The organism is Serratia sp. YWN4, from assembly GCF_055790845.1.
This window is the reverse complement of sequence record NZ_CM147696.1, coordinates 3,099,265-3,114,868: the sequence shown is the minus strand read 5'-3', so window position 1 is coordinate 3,114,868 and position 15,604 is coordinate 3,099,265. Positions and strand designations below refer to the sequence as shown.

The following is a 15,604-nucleotide window of genomic DNA, read 5'->3' as shown; positions in this document are numbered from 1 at the left end:
AAGAGAGTATTTACGGTTTTTTTAAAAGATTGATGCGCTGAACAGTAGTTGAAAAAAAATTGCCATGAAGTGATAGCGATCGCTTTACGGATGAAAACGGTAAGAGGCAAACGCTAAATTGTGAAATAAGTCACAGAAATCGGCGGCCTTAAATGCTTACTTGCTGCGCCAGGCGACGGATGATGGCGGCGGTTAGCCCCCAAACAAACTGGCTTTGATACCAGGAAAGGTAGAGCCGATGTGAATGGCCGTTGCGGTGAATATCCAGCGGGTAATAGCGTGATAGCGTCAGCGCTTCGTGCAGCGGCATTTCAAACACCTCCGCCACTTCCTCGGCATTGGCATAGAATTCGATATCTGGCGGTAGCAGGCCAATGACCGGCGTGACTTGGAAACCGGTGCTGCTGTCGAGCGGGGCCAACTGCCCCAGAACATGCACCGCCTGCGGCGGGATCGCCACTTCTTCCTGTGCTTCCCGCAAGGCTGTCACGATCGCTGAGCCATCTTCGGCATCGGTTTTGCCACCGGGGAACGCCACCTGGCCTGCGTGTTTACGCAGTGAATCGGCGCGGCGGGTGAGCAACAAAGTCGGCTCCGGCCGGCAGATAATCGGGATGAGCACCGCGGCCGGGCGCACGTTGTGGGAGATCTGCGCGGCCTGTGGCAATTGCAGTTGAAAACGGCTGATGAAAGCGGCCAGCGACGCCGAATGGTCCTGATATTTCACGAAACGGTAAACTCCCCCAGTTGTGGCAAGATACGGCCTACCTTATCAAAGGTTTCCTGATATTCCGCCTGCTCCTGGCTGTCGGCAACGATGCCACCGCCTGCGGAACAATAGATGCGGCCGTTTTCGGTAGTCAGCGTTCGGATAGTGATATTGGTATCCATGGTGCCGCAGGTGCTGATATAGCCAATGCTGCCACAATAGGCATTACGCCGCTGTGGCTCCAGCTCTTCGATAATCGCCATGGCGCGCACTTTGGGGGCACCGGTGATCGAACCTCCAGGGAAGCAGGCACGCAGCAGTTCGGTGGCTGGCGTAGTAGTGGGGAGCACGGCGGTAATGGTACTGACCAGATGATGTACCGCTGGGAACGGTTCAACCACAAACAGTTCGGGCACGCGCACGCTGCCCGCTTGCGCCACGCGGCCAATATCATTGCGCAGCAGATCGACAATCATCAGGTTTTCAGCGCGATCCTTGGCTGAATTAGCCAGTTTCAGTGCCTGTGCTGCATCCTCTGCTGTATCGGCCAAACGCGGCAGAGTGCCTTTTATCGGCCGGGTCTGGATCCGTTGATTCTCCAGCCACAGAAAACGCTCCGGCGAAACGCTCAACACGCTGTTTTGCGGTAGCCGCAGAAAAGCAGAAAACGGGGCGCGGTTGCTGGCGCTCAATTGGCGGAAAGCCTGCCATTCGTCACCTTGATAAGGCGCGGAAAAGCGCTGTGCCAGATTGATTTGGTAACAGTCACCGCTGCGCAGGTAGTTCTGAATACGGCGAAATTTCTCACCGTATTGCTGGCGCGTCATATTCGCCTGCCAGTTGCCGGTCAGGGCAAAAGGTACACAAGACGGAGTCTGCTGCTGGCTTAGCCAGCGCCAACGCTGTTCAACATCGCCATAACTGAGCAACGTCAGCGTCTGCCGCTGATGATCGGCAATCAACGCCCAGTCATAAATGCCAACCGCCATATCTGGCAGGGCAATATCTGCCTGAGCCAACTGCGGCAGTGTTTCTACGCGTCGTCCTAAATCGTAACCAAACAAACCCAACGCACCGCCCTGAAAGGGGAAGTCCGTATTCGGCTTCGGGTGCAGGTGTAGCGCCTCCAGTTGCTGTTGCAGCAGCAGGAACGGATCTTCTGATGAGCTATCGCTCTCAGCGCCATGGCAAATTTCGGTGTTTGAGCCTCGGGTGGTCAGAGTGATGCGCGGCTCGGCAACCAGAATATCGAAGCGATTATGGGAGTGCTCGGCGAACCCGGAGTGCAGCAACATAGCCCAAGGTTGCTGCGCCAGTGGAGTGAACAACTCCAGCAGTGATTCACGGGTATAGGGCAAAGATTTAAGGTTTGGGGCGGTTGCACTCATGGGCTTCAATAGACCTGGCTGACAGGAACGGTTTCGGCTGGCTATTCTGCCATATTCTGCCCGTTGGCGCAGCCCACAGCGGCTCCAGACGAAAAGTAAACTATGGGTAAGCGAAGCGTTTTTTGCGACTTTTACGCCTTTTCTGAATGTGAAAAGGCAAGAGGCCTTGATGCTGGCAAATAGAGATCATAGTGTTATCCTAACGTGCGAATATATAATGATACTCCATTATTAATTGCGAATGGTTACTATTTCTTTATTCTTATATTACTGAGATGAGATATTATTTAATTCTGAACATGGATTGTGGATACCAAAAATAATCAATAAAATCATCCGGTCAGTATTGTAGTTCATCACCTTGTAGCAAAGCAGTACCCTGAATTTATTAAAATAATTAAACACTTTTACTTCTGCCAGCAAAGAGCCGTGTATGTCATTAAAACTGAGTGTCATTGTCCCTCTGCATAATGTCGGGGAGTTGTTCGTCCCTTTTCTGGAGTCTCTGCTTGCGCAGCAGGAACAACAGCTTGAAGTGATTATTGTGAACGATGGTTCTACCGATGGTTCAGGTGATATTGCTCACCGTTATGCCGCTCAGCATTCGCATATTAGTGTGATCGATCAAGCGAATGCGGGCGTATCCTGTGCGCGTAACGCCGGATTGGCCGTCGCGCGTGGGAAATATGTCGCCTTTCCTGATGCTGATGATGTATTGGCGCCAGAAATGTATTCAACGCTGATTGCACAGGCGGAACAGCATCAATTAGATGTGATGCAGTGCAATGGCGAACGTTATTTCGCCAGTAATGATGAGTTGCAGCCGATCATTCCCCAACAGCGGTTGAAAGACACTGCGGTCATCAGCGGCAACCAATGGCTGGAAAAGGCGCTGAAATCCAGACGCTTCATTCATGTGGTGTGGCTGGCAGTTTACCGTCTTGATTTTATCAGACAGCATCAGCTCTATTTTGAGCCGGGCCTCCATCACCAGGATATTCCCTGGACTACCGAAGTGATGTTTAACGCCCAGCGGGTGAAATACCTCAGCAAGCCACTGTATCGCCAGCGGGTTCACGATCGGTCGATTAGCAACCGCCGCCGCACCGGGCAGGCCAACGTTGAATACCAGCGTCATTACATGCAGATCGTCGAGATGCTGGTGGCGCTGAACCAACGTTATAGCCAGAAAATCCCGCTTTGCCCGGCATTTCACTGGCAAATCACTCGCGAAGCGCTGGGGATTTGCCACAGTATTCGCCGTGAACCTGAGTTACAGGCACGGCAGCAGATCACTGAAGAATTCTATCGGCGTGGTATTAATCACGCCATGATCGCCAACATGCGCGGCATCAAACAGATATGGCAGGTCATGCTGTGGCGGCATCGCCTGAAACAGTGGCGGTGCAACCGCCGTTGCCCGGTGCAGGCTCCAGAATAACAGGCGTAGGGTTCCACGGCTTTAAGGCGTATACTCCACGTCCATTTTGCTGGGGAGAAACACATGCTTGCAGGTATGCCGTCACTGAGCCATCAAGAACAGCAGGAAGCTGCTGAACGTATCCATCACCTGATGGAGCAGGGCATGAGCAGTGGTGAAGCCATCGCGTGCGTCGCACAGGAAATCCGTGAAAAGCATCAAGGGGATCGGGTAACTGCCCTGTTCGACGATGAAGAGGAAGAACCGCAGGAAGAGCCGACCGAGTATTTGGAAGACGACGCGGAAGACGACGAAAATTATTGATATTGCCGGGGTTCGGCGTACCGAACCCCAAGGTTATCAGCCTTGAACGGCCACTGCTGCGGCCGCCTGTTTAGCCAATTCTACCGCCTGATCAACGTCCGCTGCGGTAGCCAGTGCCACCCCCAAGCGGCGTTTGCCGCTGATGTCCGGCTTGCCGAACAAACGCACCTGATTATAGCCGCTTAACGCCCGATCCAACCCACTGAAGCGCAGGTTTTCGCTGTTCAATTCCGGCAGGATCACCGCAGAAGCCGAAGGCCCGAACTGGCGGATGGCGCTAATCGGCAACCCGAGAAAAGCACGCACATGCAGGGCGAACTCGGACAGATCCTGCGAGATCAGCGTAACCATGCCGGTATCGTGCGGGCGTGGCGACACTTCACTGAAAATGACCTCGTCACCGCAGACAAACAGCTCAACCCCAAATAAACCAAAGCCCCCTAATGCGTTAACCACGTTTTCTGCAATCGCCTGCGCACGGCTTAATGCCAACTCAGACATCTGCTGCGGTTGCCAGGATTCACGATAGTCGCCGTCCTCCTGACGATGGCCGATCGGGGCACAGAAGTGTATGCCATCAACGGCATTGATGGTCAGCAAGGTGATCTCGAAATCAAATTTCACCAATCCTTCCACAATCACCCGGCCACCACCGGCGCGGCCGCCTTGCTGGGCGTATTCCCATGCGCTGCCAAGCTGTTGCTCGCTGCGGATCAGGCTTTGCCCTTTGCCGGACGAGCTCATTACCGGCTTGATGATGCACGGATAGCCAATTTCAGCCACTGCCGCACGGAAGCCCTCTTCGCTGTCGGCAAAGCGATAACTTGAGGTTGGCAAACCCAGGGTTTCTGCCGCCAGGCGGCGGATGCCTTCGCGGTTCATGGTCAGGCGCGTGGCTTCGGCACAGGGCACCACGTTGTGCCCTTGCTGTTCCAGCTCGACCAGCATACTGGTGGCGATGGCTTCAATTTCCGGCACGATGTAATCGGGGCGCTCCAGCTCAATGATTGCTTTCAATGCCTGACCATCCAGCATATTGATTACATGGCTGCGATGGGCCACATGCATGGCAGGAGCGTCTTTGTACCGATCGACAGCAATCACTTCCAGCCCTAAACGCTGGCATTCAATGGCAACTTCTTTACCCAACTCGCCAGAGCCGAGCAGCATAACGCGGGTAGCAGAAGGGCGCAGAGCGGTTCCAATTGTCAACATAGTTTCGTACCAATACGGTCTGATAGTAGGCGCGCATTATATACGAAAACGATTGCGTGTGCAGAGGGTGAGATAACAAGGCCCGGAAATCTGCCGCTGCCAGCAGTTTTTTTACCGCTGAAATCCGGAATCCACACTAACTCTGTTATCATCTGCGCCTGATTCGGTGCCAGCCCGCGGGCCGCGCCGCCTTTCCACTTGCTATATAAGAGTTATTGCCGTGAGCACAGTTTCCTTTTCTTCCCTGCCGCTGCCAGCCGAACAGTTGGCCAACCTCAACGAACTGGGGTATGCCGAAATGACGCCGGTACAGGCCGCAGCGCTGCCCGCTATCCTGAAAGGGCTGGACGTTCGTGCCAAAGCGAAAACCGGCAGCGGCAAGACGGCGGCGTTCGGTATCGGTCTGCTGGATAAAATCAACGTTGCCCAGGTGGCGGCCCAGGCGCTGATCCTGTGCCCGACGCGTGAGTTGGCCGATCAGGTCAGCAAAGAGCTGCGCCGCTTGGCACGTTTCACCCAGAACATCAAAATCCTGACCCTGTGCGGCGGCCAACCGGTGGGGCCACAGCTCGATTCACTGGTGCATGCGCCGCATATCGTGGTAGGGACACCGGGCCGCATTCAGGAGCATCTGCGTAAAAAAACGCTGGTGCTGGATGATTTGAAGGTGTTGGTGCTGGATGAAGCCGATCGTATGCTGGACATGGGCTTTGCCGATGATATCGACGACGTGATCAGCTATACGCCACCGCAGCGCCAGACCTTGCTGTTTTCTGCCACCTATCCGGCAGGCATTGAGCGCATCAGCGCGCGCGTGCAGCGTGAACCGCTGAATGTCGAAGTGGATGAAGGGGATGAACCCACCACCATCGAGCAGCGTTTCTATGAAACCACGCGCGATCAACGCCCAGCGGTGCTGGTGGCGGCGATCCGCCATTATCAACCCGCTTCTTGCGTGGTGTTTTGTAACACCAAGCGCGACTGCCAGAGCGTGTTTGAAGCGCTGGAAGCGCGCGGCATCAGCGTGCTGGCATTGCATGGCGATCTGGAACAGCGCGATCGCGACCAGGTATTGGTACGTTTCGCCAACCGCAGTTGCCGAGTTCTGGTAGCGACCGACGTCGCAGCCCGTGGTCTGGATATTAAAGATCTGGAACTGGTGGTGAACTACGAATTGGCATTTGACCCGGAAGTACACGTACACCGCATTGGCCGTACTGGCCGTGCCGGTTTGAGCGGGCTGGCCATCAGCCTGTGTACGCCACAGGAAATGGCGCGGGTACATGCGATCGAAGAGTATCTGCAAATAACCGCCAATTGGGTGCCGGTTTCAGAGCTGAGTGGGGCGTCAAATGCCTCGCTGGAGGCCGAAATGGTCACGTTATGTATCGACGGTGGCCGTAAAGCGAAGATCCGCCCTGGTGATATTCTCGGCGCGCTGACCGGCGATGCTGGGTTGACGGCAGCGGATGTGGGCAAAATTGATATGTTCCCGGTGCATGCCTATGTGGCGATCCGCAAGGCCAGCGCACGCAAGGCGCTGCAACAGCTTCAGCAGGGCAAAATCAAAGGCAAAAGCTGCAAAGCGCGGCTGTTGAAATAATAAACGGCGGAGCGCTTGCGCTCCCGCTCGATATGATATTATACTGTATAAAATTACAGTATTCTAACCTTTGAGGAATGCGCACATGGCTGTTGAAGTGAAATATGTAGTAGTAAGAAACGGTGAGGAAAAAATGACTTTCGCTAACAAGAAAGATGCCGATGCCTACGACAAAATGCTGGATCTGGCCGACAGCCTCGGTGAGTGGCTGCAACAGGCACCGATTACCCTTGAAGATGAACAGCGTGAAGGGTTGAGCTTCTTCCTGGCAGAGCATAAAGACGCGTTAGCGCAGATTCTGCGTGGTGCTGCACCACAGGAAACAGTGAAAAAACCGGCTAAAGCCAAAAGTGAAAAACCGGTCGCTATCTTGCAAGAAGAACCAGCCTCCGAGCCAGAACAGCAGGCTGCATAATCAGCCGTGATGAACAAGGAACGGTATGAACCGTGAAATAACCTTCTTCAGCCGCTTTGAGCAAGACATTATGGCCGGGCGCAAAACCATCACCATTCGGGATGCCAGTGAATCCCACTTCCACCCCGGTGAGGTGCTGCGCGTGAGCCGTAATGAAGACGGCGTATTTTTCTGCTTTATTGAAGTGCAGTCGGTCACGCCGATACGTCTAGGGGCGTTGACTGAAGCGCATGCTCGGCAGGAGAATATGACGCTCAGCGAGTTGAAACAGGTGATCAAACAGATCTATCCAGGGCTGGATGAGCTGTTTGTGATTGCCTTCAGGAAACGTTAATTCCTTGCCTGGCTGAGTATTTAATGGCTCTGCGACACAAATTTGCATCTTTCATACATTTACTGACAAATAATCCCCTAATCTGAAGATTGATCGGCGATCTGGCATGAAAGTGCCTGCACGCCTGAAATTCACCTGTTCAGAGGTAGACGATGAAAAATAACTGGATGCAACAGATTCAATCGATGCTGGGTGACAAAGCCAGCTCAATGGGCGGCACGGAAGGCATTGGTAAATTACTGGCCCCGACCGCGCTGGGTGGCCTGGTAGGCGTTCTATTAGCCAACAAATCCTCCCGCAAAATGGTGGGTAAATTTGGTAAAAACGCGTTGATTATCGGTGGCAGTGCCGCGTTAGGAGCCGTGCTGTGGAACAAATACAAACAGCGCGTCAAAGAAACACACCAGGAAGAAACGCAGTTTGGCTTGCAGAGTACGCCAGCGGATTTGCGTGCCAAACGGCTGGTACAGGCGTTGGTGTTTGCCGCTAAAAGTGATGGCCATATTGACGCAGAAGAAAAGCAGGCCATCGACCATAGCCTGGAGCAATTGCAAGTGGGTGATGAAGCTCAAAGCTGGGTGCAGCAAGCCATCGACCAACCGCTGAACCCGGATCTGATCGCGCAAAGTGTGAAAAATGAAGACGAAGCGTTAGAAGTGTATTACCTGAGCTGTATGGTGATTGATGTCGATCACTTTATGGAGCGCAGTTATCTTGATGCGTTGGCACAATCGTTGAAAATCCCGGCTGACGTCAAGCAGGGCATCGAGAATGACGTTCATGAGAAAAAACGCGATCTGGCGTAGCCCTGCGGCTTGTTAATCCGGGGGGGATCGTGTCACTCTTGCCTTAATCAAGGTAAGCGGATGATTTAGCAATGATGACACCCCCTAAGGCAGAAAAACGTCCTTATCCGATCACCACTCACGGTGACACGCGTGTAGATGACTATTACTGGTTGCGTGATGACGAGCGCACAGATCCCCAGGTATTGGACTATTTGCAGGCAGAAAATGCCTACACTGATGCACAGTTGAAGCCGCAGCAGGCGCTGCGCGAAACGCTGTATCAGGAAATGGTGGCGCGTATCCCGCAGCAGGAACACTCCGTGCCTTACGTTAAGCGCGGTTTCCGTTATCAGACCCGCTACGAGCCCGGCAATGAATACGCGCTCTATGTACGCCAGCCAGAAGCGGCAAGCGAACAGTGGAGCACTTTGATCGACGGTAATCTGCGGGCCGAAGGGCACGAATTTTACACGTTGGGCGGGTTGGAGGTGAGTCCAGACAACCAGCGCTTGGCGGTGGCGGAAGATTTCCTGTCACGTCGTCAATACGACATTCGTTTCAAGAACCTGGATGATGATAGCTGGCTTGAAGAAGTGCTGGAAAACACGTCCGGCAATTTTGAGTGGGTGAACGACTCATCTACCGTCTATTACGTGCGCAAACATGCTAAAACGCTGCTGCCGTATCAGGTCTATCGGCACGTGGTTGGCAGCGATCCGCAGCAGGATGTGCTGGTGTATGAAGAACAGGATGATACTTTCTACGTCAGCCTGGAAAAAACCACCTCAGAACGCTTTATCCTGATCCATCTCAGCAGCACCACGACATCGGAAATTTTGCTGTTGGATGCGGATAATGCCAGCAGTACCCCGCAGATGTTTGTACCACGCCGTAAAGATCACGAATATGCCGTCGATCACTACCATCAGCATTTCTATATTCGTTCTAACAAAGATGGTAAGAACTTTGGTCTTTATCAGAGCGGGCAAGCCGATGAAGCGCAATGGCAGGTGCTGATCGCGCCCCGAGCCGAGGTGATGCTGGAGGGATTCAGTCTGTTCCGCGACTGGCTGGTGGTAGAAGAACGCATTGCTGGCCTGACGCAGTTGCGCCAAATCCATTGGCGCACTGGAGAAGACAAGAGCATTGCTTTTGACGATCCGACCTATGTCACCTGGCTGGCGTACAACCCGCAACCAGAAACTGCCCTGCTGCGGTATGGCTACTCCTCTATGACAACCCCCAGCACGCTGTATGAGTTGAATCTGGACAGCGGTGAACGCGTGCAACTCAAGCAGCAGGAAGTGAAAAACTTCACTGCGGAAGATTATCGCAGCGAGCGGGTATGGGTGAAGGCGCGTGACGGCGTTGAAGTACCGGTATCGCTGGTTTACCGTCCCGATCGTTTTGCTCAGGGCGCGAATCCGTTATTGGTTTACGCTTATGGTTCTTACGGCAGCAGCATGGATCCGGCGTTCAGCGCCAGCCGCCTCAGCCTGCTGGATCGTGGTTTTATTTTCGCTCTGGCACACATTCGCGGCGGCGCCGAACTGGGCCAACTGTGGTATGAAGACGGTAAATTGCTTAAAAAGCAGAATACTTTCAACGACTTTATCGACGTGACCGAAACGTTGGTGGCACAAGGCTATGGCGATAACCAACGCGTGTTCGCCATGGGCGGCAGTGCGGGGGGGTTATTGATGGGAGCCATCATCAATCAGGCACCGCAGTTGTACCACGGCGTGGTCGCGCAGGTGCCGTTTGTGGATGTGGTCACCACCATGCTGGATGAGTCGATCCCGTTGACGACCGGCGAGTATGACGAATGGGGCAACCCGAACGACAAGGCCTACTACGACTATATCAAGCAGTACAGCCCTTACGATCAGGTGAAAACGCAGGATTACCCGCATATGCTGGTGACCACCGGATTGCATGACTCACAGGTGCAATACTGGGAGCCCGCCAAGTGGGTGGCGAAGCTGCGTGAACTGAAGACTGACGATCATCAGTTGCTGCTGCATACCGATATGGATGCAGGTCACGGTGGCAAGTCTGGCCGTTTTAAAGCCTACGAGGATATTGCGCTGGAGTATGCGTTTATTCTTTCGCTGGCCGAGTAGTGAAAACGCGGGCGGCGTAAGTGGCCCGCGCTGTTAGCCGATCAGATAATACTTCAACGTATGCTTCATATCCGGGCTGAGATCGTCGATGGATTTCAGCATCCAACGCAGATAACCAGGGTCGTCCTGCGCTACGCGTTCAATCTCTTGTCCGCGATATTTGCCGAATTTGAATTTTTTCAGCAACACCGGTTGCTCGGTGATCTGCACCATCTGCTCTGGGGTCCAGCCGGAATCCCGCATAATGCGTTGCAGCAGCGCGGCGGTCACGTAGCAGTCATACAGCGCACGATGTGGGTAGAGCGTGGTGTCCTGCGGCAGTTGGACATCCAGATTCAAGGCATAGCGCAGATATTGATTGCCATATTTGATGTCCGGGTAGAGCGTTCGCGCCAGCTTGACGGTACAGATCCAGGCACCGTGCATTTCTGGCAATACCCCGCGATCAAACGCCGCATTGTGCGCCACATAATATTCACTGCCCTGATAGCGACCAATCGCCACCGCGATGCGTGGCTTGCCTTCCACCATCTGTTCGGTGATGTGATGAATCGCCATGGCATCCAGGCCAATCGGCCGATCGGGGCTGATTAAGTCGCTCATCGGGTTGGTGATGCGCCCATCGATCACATCGACAGAGGCCACTTCTACCACGCCGCCATCCAACCCGCAGGTTTCGGTATCTATTACACGTAAGCTCATGTTCTTCTCGGTGACAGTCTGTTGTTTTAGCTTAACGATACGTGACACGGGTGTTTTCAGACAACAAAAAACCCGCCTCGGCGGGTTTAACTACGGTTGGAAGTACGCTTACTCACCAGAGGGTTGATCTTTCTTGGCACGCTTACCGGCACGTTTTTCTGCTGGGGTTTTTAACGGCTTCTTCTTCGCATTTTTCTTGCTATCCATTCCCTTACTCATTATGGCCTCTCAGTTACCTATGGTTGGGTGGGTTGCCAGTCTATTAACCCCCTAACGGCAACCATATGCAAGCAACAAAGAGCGAACTGGCATTAACGCATTGTTAATCCACTGATTATTAATTATTAACATTCCATGAGCTAAAACTGTTACAATATAACAAAAATGTATATCGGAGATTTCCATGACAGTAATGACGCTGTTAAGCGAGCAGCAACTGCTAGCGATGCCAGAATCTGATTATATGAATGCTGAGCAGCGGGCGTTTTTCCGTCAGCGTTTGCTGGAAGAACAACAAAAACTCTGGCAGCACATTGACGAGTTGAAGCGAGATATCGATAGCGGTGATGTGAGCGGCGATGAAGCTGACAAGGCCGCGCGTGAGGAAGACCTGCGATTGCTGTTCCGTCAGTTGGATCGAGAAAGCCGTCTGTTACCGAAGATGACTGCGGCATTGGCGCGGCTGGAAAATGGTGACTACGGCTACTGCCTGGAAACAGGGGAACCTATCGGGTTAAGGCGCTTATTATTACGCCCGACGGCGGAATTGGGCATTGAGGCTAAAACGGCACAGGAAATGCGTGAACCGCATTTGCGCAAGAGTAAATCGACGTCATTTTAAGCAAACTCTCGCTAATATATTGGTGTAACTAAGTATTTTCTCGTTTTAACGTTGACCAGATGCGCGGCTTCGGCTTTGATGAATGAATGACTCGCAGAGACGGAAGCGCCATGGAACAATTACGAGGTTTGTATCCGCCATTAGCAGCCTATGATAGCGGTTGGCTGGACACCGGGGATGGTCACCGGATCTACTGGGAATTGAGTGGCAATCCAAACGGTAAACCTGCCGTATTTATCCACGGTGGCCCTGGTGGTGGGATTGCTCCCTACCACCGGCAGTTGTTCGACCCTGAGCGCTATAAGGTGCTGCTGTTCGATCAGCGCGGTTGTGGCCGTTCCAAGCCCCACGCCAGCCTGGACAATAACACCACCTGGCATCTGGTCGCGGATATCGAACGGTTGCGGAAGATGATTGGCGTGGAGCAATGGCTGGTGTTCGGCGGCTCTTGGGGATCCACACTGGCGCTGGCATATGCTCAAACGCATCCGCAATCCGTCAGTGAGATGGTGTTGCGTGGCATATTCACGCTGCGCAAGCAGGAAATCAGTTGGTATTACCAGGATGGTGCCTCACGTTTCTTCCCCGATAAATGGGAATGCGTGTTGTCTATTCTGTCAGAAGAAGAGCGCAAAGACGTTATCGCTGCTTATCGCCAGCGTTTGACGTCGCCAGATCTACAGGTACAGCTCGAAGCCGCTAAGCTGTGGAGCGTGTGGGAAGGCGAAACCGTGACGCTTTTGCCGAACAGTGCGTCGGCTGCTTTCGGTGAAGATAATTTTGCGCTGGCCTTCGCCCGTATTGAAAATCACTATTTTACTCATCTGGGATTTCTCGACAGTGATGACCAACTGCTGAAAAACGTACCGTTGATCCGCCATATCCCGGCGATCATTGTTCATGGCCGCTATGATATGGCCTGCCAGGTACAGAATGCCTGGGATCTGGCGAAAGCCTGGCCCGAAGTTGAACTGCATATTGTCGAAGGAGCAGGGCATTCGACGGATGAACCGGGTATTCTGCACCATTTGATGCTGGCAACCGATCGCTTTGCTGGCAAGTAACTGACCAGGAAGCCTGCTATATCGGCAGGCTTTTCTACTTCACTTTAGGCTCATACGGCAGACGGGAGAACTTGTGCGATTCAGCGCGATAATGCGCCACACGTTCACGGAAGTAATCTCGCAGATGTGTGGGTTGTTCACGCTCTACCATTTCAGGGATCACCGGCATGTTGTAGCGTTCTTTAAACGCCACACCGGAGGCGGCGAGATCAACGTTCACTTTGTCCATCTCATCTTTGGCAAGCTCTGCCAGATTGTAACCCATGGTATTTTCCTTCAGGTTGTTGCATCGAATCAGCGCAGAAGGTAATTCACCCTTGGTCACTTGGCAAGCCTGAAGCAGGCATAAACCGCTATTTTATTTTCAGTGGCGTGGAATAGATTAAATTTTCATTAAATAATAACTATTCGCTTTACCGCTAGATATAAATTTAGAAGCACTCTTATGATATTTCCCTATAACTCTGAGTGGGTATTCAATGCTATGAAAAATATAAATAATTTCCATAATAAAACGGGGTGAATCAAGGGTTTTTATTTTTATTCAATCAGGGCATAATGCAAACGAATCAATTTCACCTTCTGGAAAAATAAAAGGAATCATCATGCTAGCGCAAGAAATGATAAAAAAGCTGAATGAACAACTTAACCTGGAATTATATTCTGCAAATCTGTACTTGCAGATGAGCGCCTGGTGTAGCGATAAAGGCTTTGAGGGTGCCGCTGGGTTCCTGAAAGAGCATTCTCAGGAAGAGATGCAGCACATGCAACGCCTGTTTGATTACCTCAGTGACACCGGTGCCTTACCTTTGTTGGGCAGCATTGCGGCACCGCCGGTAGAGTTTGAATCGTTGGCTGACGTTTTCCAACAGACCTACGAACACGAACAACTGATCACACGTGCAATCAATGAGTTGGCACATGTGGCAATGACCACCCGCGATTACTCCACTTTCCACTTCCTGCAGTGGTATGTTGCTGAGCAGCACGAAGAAGAAAAACTGTTCAAATCCGTGCTGGATAAACTGGCGCTGGTGGGCAACAGCGGCAAGGCACTGTTCTTCGTGGATAAAGATTTGAAGAAAATGGGCACAGGGTCTGCAGGCGGCAACGGCCAGGCTTGAGATAGTTTCTGAAAAACCGCGTGTTCTGTTCTTCACAGCACGCGGTTTTTTATACCCTGTGTTTATCATGGTTTTTCAGCGATACGTGCTACGAAACAGTAAAATACCAGTGATGTACTCGACTTGTTGATTCACCACCGTTATTATTCAACGCGATGTGTTGCCCAAACCGCAGCATAATCATTGTGGTGGGGTGAGGCTGCGGAAACATCGCTCCGGTTAACGGCCAGCCCCTTATCACCTTCATTATGATAAAAGGGACTCCTCTGTGTTCGCTAAAATTCGTTCATCCTATCGCCTGCTTTCTACCATTTTCGTGCTATTTGTCGGGCTTTCTTCCCAGCAGGCTCTGGCGCATGCCCACCTTAAAATGCAGACTCCTGCGGCAGATACCACTACCAGCTCGGCGCCGAAAATGTTGACGCTGAATTTTTCTGAAGGTATCGAACCAAATTTCAGCGGTGTGAAAGTGACCGGCCCCGATCATAAGGCAGTGAAAACCGGCAAGCTGAGCCTGGAGCCGAATAACAGCATGCAGATCAACGTACCGATTGAAGCGGAACTGGCGGCGGGGAAATATAATGTCAGTTGGCATGTTGTTTCAGTCGATGGCCACAAAACCAAAGGCCAGTATAGCTTTACCGTAAACTGACCGATGACTCTGGCGACTCTTTTTACTCTGTGTCGCTTTGCGCACTTTGCGGCGGTGATGCTGATGTTTGGCATCAGTTTGTTCACCGCCTTACTGTCGCCGCAGCGCTTCTCTCCGCTTATTGCCCGCGATTTACATCCGCTGTTGCTGGTGTCGACCGGGATCTCCGCACTTACCGCGCTGTTGATGCTGGCAGTGCAGGCTGGAATGATGGGGGACGGTTGGGGCGATACCTGGCAGGTGGCAATCTGGTGGGCGGTGCTAGGTACTACGTTTGGTGAAGCCTGGCGCTGGCATTTGGCGCTGGCGTTGTTAGCTTTACTGGCGCTGCGTTTGCCCGATCCTAAACGCGCCAATGTGCTTACCGGGTGCTCGGTTTTGTTGCTGGTCAGCATGGCATTTATCGGCCATGCCGCGATGCACGGTGGTGTATTGGGCTTTCTGCACCGTCTTAATCATGCGTTACATCTGCTGGCAGCAGGCTATTGGTTTGGCTGTTTGTTACCGTTGCTGGCTTGCCTGCGTTACTTGGCACAGCCACAGTGGCGCAGCGAGGCGGTGGTGACGCTGACCCGTTTCTCCCGTTGGGGCCACGTTGCTGTAGCACTGGTGATCCTCACCGGCATCATTAATAGCCTGATTATCCTTGGTCATTGGCCGTTGAACGTCGATTCGGCCTATCAACGTTTGCTGTTGTTTAAAATCGCGCTGGTGGCGCTGATGGTCTTGGTGGCGTTGGTCAACCGTTACGCTATCGTGCCAGCGATGCACAACATGCCCAGGCTGGCACAACGTGGGTTAGTCATGGCCTGCTGGTGTGAAGTGGTGTTGGGGGCCGCAGTCCTGTTACTGGTCAGTTTGTTTGCAACCTCTGCACCAGTATGACATTGCAGCTTGCCGGG

Annotated in this window: 17 protein-coding genes; 12 read left to right on the top strand and 5 right to left on the bottom strand. The window is 52.7% G+C overall.

All coding sequences use genetic code 11. The annotated features are described in order from the left end of the window. Window positions 1-148 precede the first annotated feature (148 nt). Together ACX9GT_RS14815 and pabB are read right to left on the bottom strand one after the other, a co-directional pair. Window positions 149-727, bottom strand: coding sequence for a CoA pyrophosphatase (locus ACX9GT_RS14815; RefSeq protein ID WP_473187502.1), 579 nt, complete (start codon window positions 725-727; stop codon window positions 149-151). Next, complete coding sequence (gene pabB / locus ACX9GT_RS14810; RefSeq protein WP_473187501.1) at window positions 724-2,097, bottom strand: aminodeoxychorismate synthase component 1; 1,374 nt, start codon at window positions 2,095-2,097, stop codon at window positions 724-726. Before pabB ends, ACX9GT_RS14815 begins: the two co-directional genes overlap by 4 nt. 433 nt (window positions 2,098-2,530) lie before the next feature. On the opposite strand from pabB, the gene ACX9GT_RS14805 reads away from it, so the two are divergent. Together ACX9GT_RS14805 and ACX9GT_RS14800 are read left to right on the top strand one after the other, a co-directional pair. Next, window positions 2,531-3,538, top strand: a complete 1,008-nt coding sequence (locus tag ACX9GT_RS14805; protein ID WP_473187500.1) for a glycosyltransferase — start codon at window positions 2,531-2,533, stop codon at window positions 3,536-3,538. Between the two features lie 63 nt (window positions 3,539-3,601). Next, window positions 3,602-3,841 carry a YoaH family protein gene (locus tag ACX9GT_RS14800; RefSeq protein WP_473187499.1) on the top strand — a complete coding sequence of 80 codons (240 nt, stop codon included), beginning with the start codon at window positions 3,602-3,604 and terminating at the stop codon, window positions 3,839-3,841. 36 nt (window positions 3,842-3,877) lie between these two features. Here ACX9GT_RS14800 and purT read toward each other — a convergent pair whose 3' ends face one another. After that, window positions 3,878-5,056, bottom strand: coding sequence for a formate-dependent phosphoribosylglycinamide formyltransferase (purT, locus tag ACX9GT_RS14795; RefSeq protein WP_473187498.1), 1,179 nt, complete (start codon window positions 5,054-5,056; stop codon window positions 3,878-3,880). Window positions 5,057-5,276: 220 nt separating this feature from the next. On the opposite strand from purT, the gene dbpA reads away from it, so the two are divergent. The 5 genes from dbpA to ACX9GT_RS14770 all read left to right on the top strand — a co-directional run bounded on the left by dbpA (window position 5,277) and on the right by ACX9GT_RS14770 (window position 10,319). Beyond that, window positions 5,277-6,659 carry an ATP-dependent RNA helicase DbpA gene (gene dbpA, locus ACX9GT_RS14790; protein WP_473187497.1) on the top strand — a complete coding sequence of 461 codons (1,383 nt, stop codon included), beginning with the start codon at window positions 5,277-5,279 and terminating at the stop codon, window positions 6,657-6,659. An 85-nt stretch (window positions 6,660-6,744) separates the two neighbouring features. After that, window positions 6,745-7,074: a YebG family protein gene (locus tag ACX9GT_RS14785; protein ID WP_473187496.1), complete on the top strand. Its 330-nt coding sequence runs from the start codon at window positions 6,745-6,747 to the stop codon at window positions 7,072-7,074. Window positions 7,075-7,099: 25 nt separating this feature from the next. Further along, window positions 7,100-7,408 carry a N(4)-acetylcytidine aminohydrolase gene (gene yqfB, locus ACX9GT_RS14780; RefSeq protein WP_473187495.1) on the top strand — a complete coding sequence of 103 codons (309 nt, stop codon included), beginning with the start codon at window positions 7,100-7,102 and terminating at the stop codon, window positions 7,406-7,408. Window positions 7,409-7,560: 152 nt separating this feature from the next. Beyond that, complete coding sequence (locus ACX9GT_RS14775) at window positions 7,561-8,214, top strand: tellurite resistance TerB family protein (RefSeq protein WP_473187494.1); 654 nt, start codon at window positions 7,561-7,563, stop codon at window positions 8,212-8,214. A 71-nt stretch (window positions 8,215-8,285) separates the two neighbouring features. Beyond that, on the top strand, window positions 8,286-10,319 hold the full coding sequence (locus ACX9GT_RS14770; protein WP_473187493.1) for a S9 family peptidase: 2,034 nt from the start codon (window positions 8,286-8,288) through the stop codon (window positions 10,317-10,319). Window positions 10,320-10,352: 33 nt separating this feature from the next. On the opposite strand, the gene exoX is transcribed toward ACX9GT_RS14770, so the two are convergent. After that, window positions 10,353-11,021, bottom strand: coding sequence for an exodeoxyribonuclease X (exoX, locus tag ACX9GT_RS14765; protein WP_473187492.1), 669 nt, complete (start codon window positions 11,019-11,021; stop codon window positions 10,353-10,355). A gap of 403 nt (window positions 11,022-11,424) precedes the next feature. Between exoX and dksA the strand changes: the two genes are divergently transcribed. Together dksA and pip are read left to right on the top strand one after the other, a co-directional pair. Beyond that, window positions 11,425-11,862, top strand: a complete 438-nt coding sequence (gene dksA / locus ACX9GT_RS14760; RefSeq protein ID WP_473187491.1) for an RNA polymerase-binding protein DksA — start codon at window positions 11,425-11,427, stop codon at window positions 11,860-11,862. A gap of 110 nt (window positions 11,863-11,972) precedes the next feature. Further along, on the top strand, window positions 11,973-12,926 hold the full coding sequence (pip, locus tag ACX9GT_RS14755; protein WP_473187490.1) for a prolyl aminopeptidase: 954 nt from the start codon (window positions 11,973-11,975) through the stop codon (window positions 12,924-12,926). Between the two features lie 34 nt (window positions 12,927-12,960). Here the strand turns inward: pip and ACX9GT_RS14750 are convergent, their stop codons facing one another. After that, the gene (locus tag ACX9GT_RS14750) at window positions 12,961-13,191 is read right to left on the bottom strand and encodes a DNA polymerase III subunit theta (protein WP_473187489.1); all 231 of its coding nucleotides are present in this window, start codon (window positions 13,189-13,191) and stop codon (window positions 12,961-12,963) included. A gap of 340 nt (window positions 13,192-13,531) precedes the next feature. Between ACX9GT_RS14750 and ftnA the strand changes: the two genes are divergently transcribed. From ftnA to copD, 3 genes are all read left to right on the top strand, one after another. Beyond that, a complete protein-coding gene (ftnA, locus tag ACX9GT_RS14745; protein WP_473187488.1) occupies window positions 13,532-14,050 on the top strand; it encodes a non-heme ferritin in 519 nt (172 codons plus the stop codon). 268 nt (window positions 14,051-14,318) lie between these two features. Then, complete coding sequence (gene copC, locus ACX9GT_RS14740; protein WP_473187487.1) at window positions 14,319-14,702, top strand: copper homeostasis periplasmic binding protein CopC; 384 nt, start codon at window positions 14,319-14,321, stop codon at window positions 14,700-14,702. A 3-nt stretch (window positions 14,703-14,705) separates the two neighbouring features. Continuing rightward, the gene (copD, locus tag ACX9GT_RS14735) at window positions 14,706-15,587 is read left to right on the top strand and encodes a copper homeostasis membrane protein CopD (protein ID WP_473187486.1); all 882 of its coding nucleotides are present in this window, start codon (window positions 14,706-14,708) and stop codon (window positions 15,585-15,587) included. Window positions 15,588-15,604: the final 17 nt, after the last annotated feature.

Coding starts and splice junctions, on each gene's coding strand:
- pabB (WP_473187501.1), bottom strand. CDS start 2,097: ATGAGTGCAACCGCCCCAAACCTTAAATCTTTGCCCTATACCCGTGAA.
- ACX9GT_RS14805 (WP_473187500.1), top strand. CDS start 2,531: ATGTCATTAAAACTGAGTGTCATTGTCCCTCTGCATAATGTCGGGGAG.
- ACX9GT_RS14800 (WP_473187499.1), top strand. CDS start 3,602: ATGCTTGCAGGTATGCCGTCACTGAGCCATCAAGAACAGCAGGAAGCT.
- purT (WP_473187498.1), bottom strand. CDS start 5,056: ATGTTGACAATTGGAACCGCTCTGCGCCCTTCTGCTACCCGCGTTATG.
- ACX9GT_RS14785 (WP_473187496.1), top strand. CDS start 6,745: ATGGCTGTTGAAGTGAAATATGTAGTAGTAAGAAACGGTGAGGAAAAA.
- yqfB (WP_473187495.1), top strand. CDS start 7,100: ATGAACCGTGAAATAACCTTCTTCAGCCGCTTTGAGCAAGACATTATG.
- ACX9GT_RS14775 (WP_473187494.1), top strand. CDS start 7,561: ATGAAAAATAACTGGATGCAACAGATTCAATCGATGCTGGGTGACAAA.
- ACX9GT_RS14770 (WP_473187493.1), top strand. CDS start 8,286: ATGATGACACCCCCTAAGGCAGAAAAACGTCCTTATCCGATCACCACT.
- exoX (WP_473187492.1), bottom strand. CDS start 11,021: ATGAGCTTACGTGTAATAGATACCGAAACCTGCGGGTTGGATGGCGGC.
- dksA (WP_473187491.1), top strand. CDS start 11,425: ATGACAGTAATGACGCTGTTAAGCGAGCAGCAACTGCTAGCGATGCCA.
- pip (WP_473187490.1), top strand. CDS start 11,973: ATGGAACAATTACGAGGTTTGTATCCGCCATTAGCAGCCTATGATAGC.
- ACX9GT_RS14750 (WP_473187489.1), bottom strand. CDS start 13,191: ATGGGTTACAATCTGGCAGAGCTTGCCAAAGATGAGATGGACAAAGTG.
- ftnA (WP_473187488.1), top strand. CDS start 13,532: ATGCTAGCGCAAGAAATGATAAAAAAGCTGAATGAACAACTTAACCTG.
- copD (WP_473187486.1), top strand. CDS start 14,706: ATGACTCTGGCGACTCTTTTTACTCTGTGTCGCTTTGCGCACTTTGCG.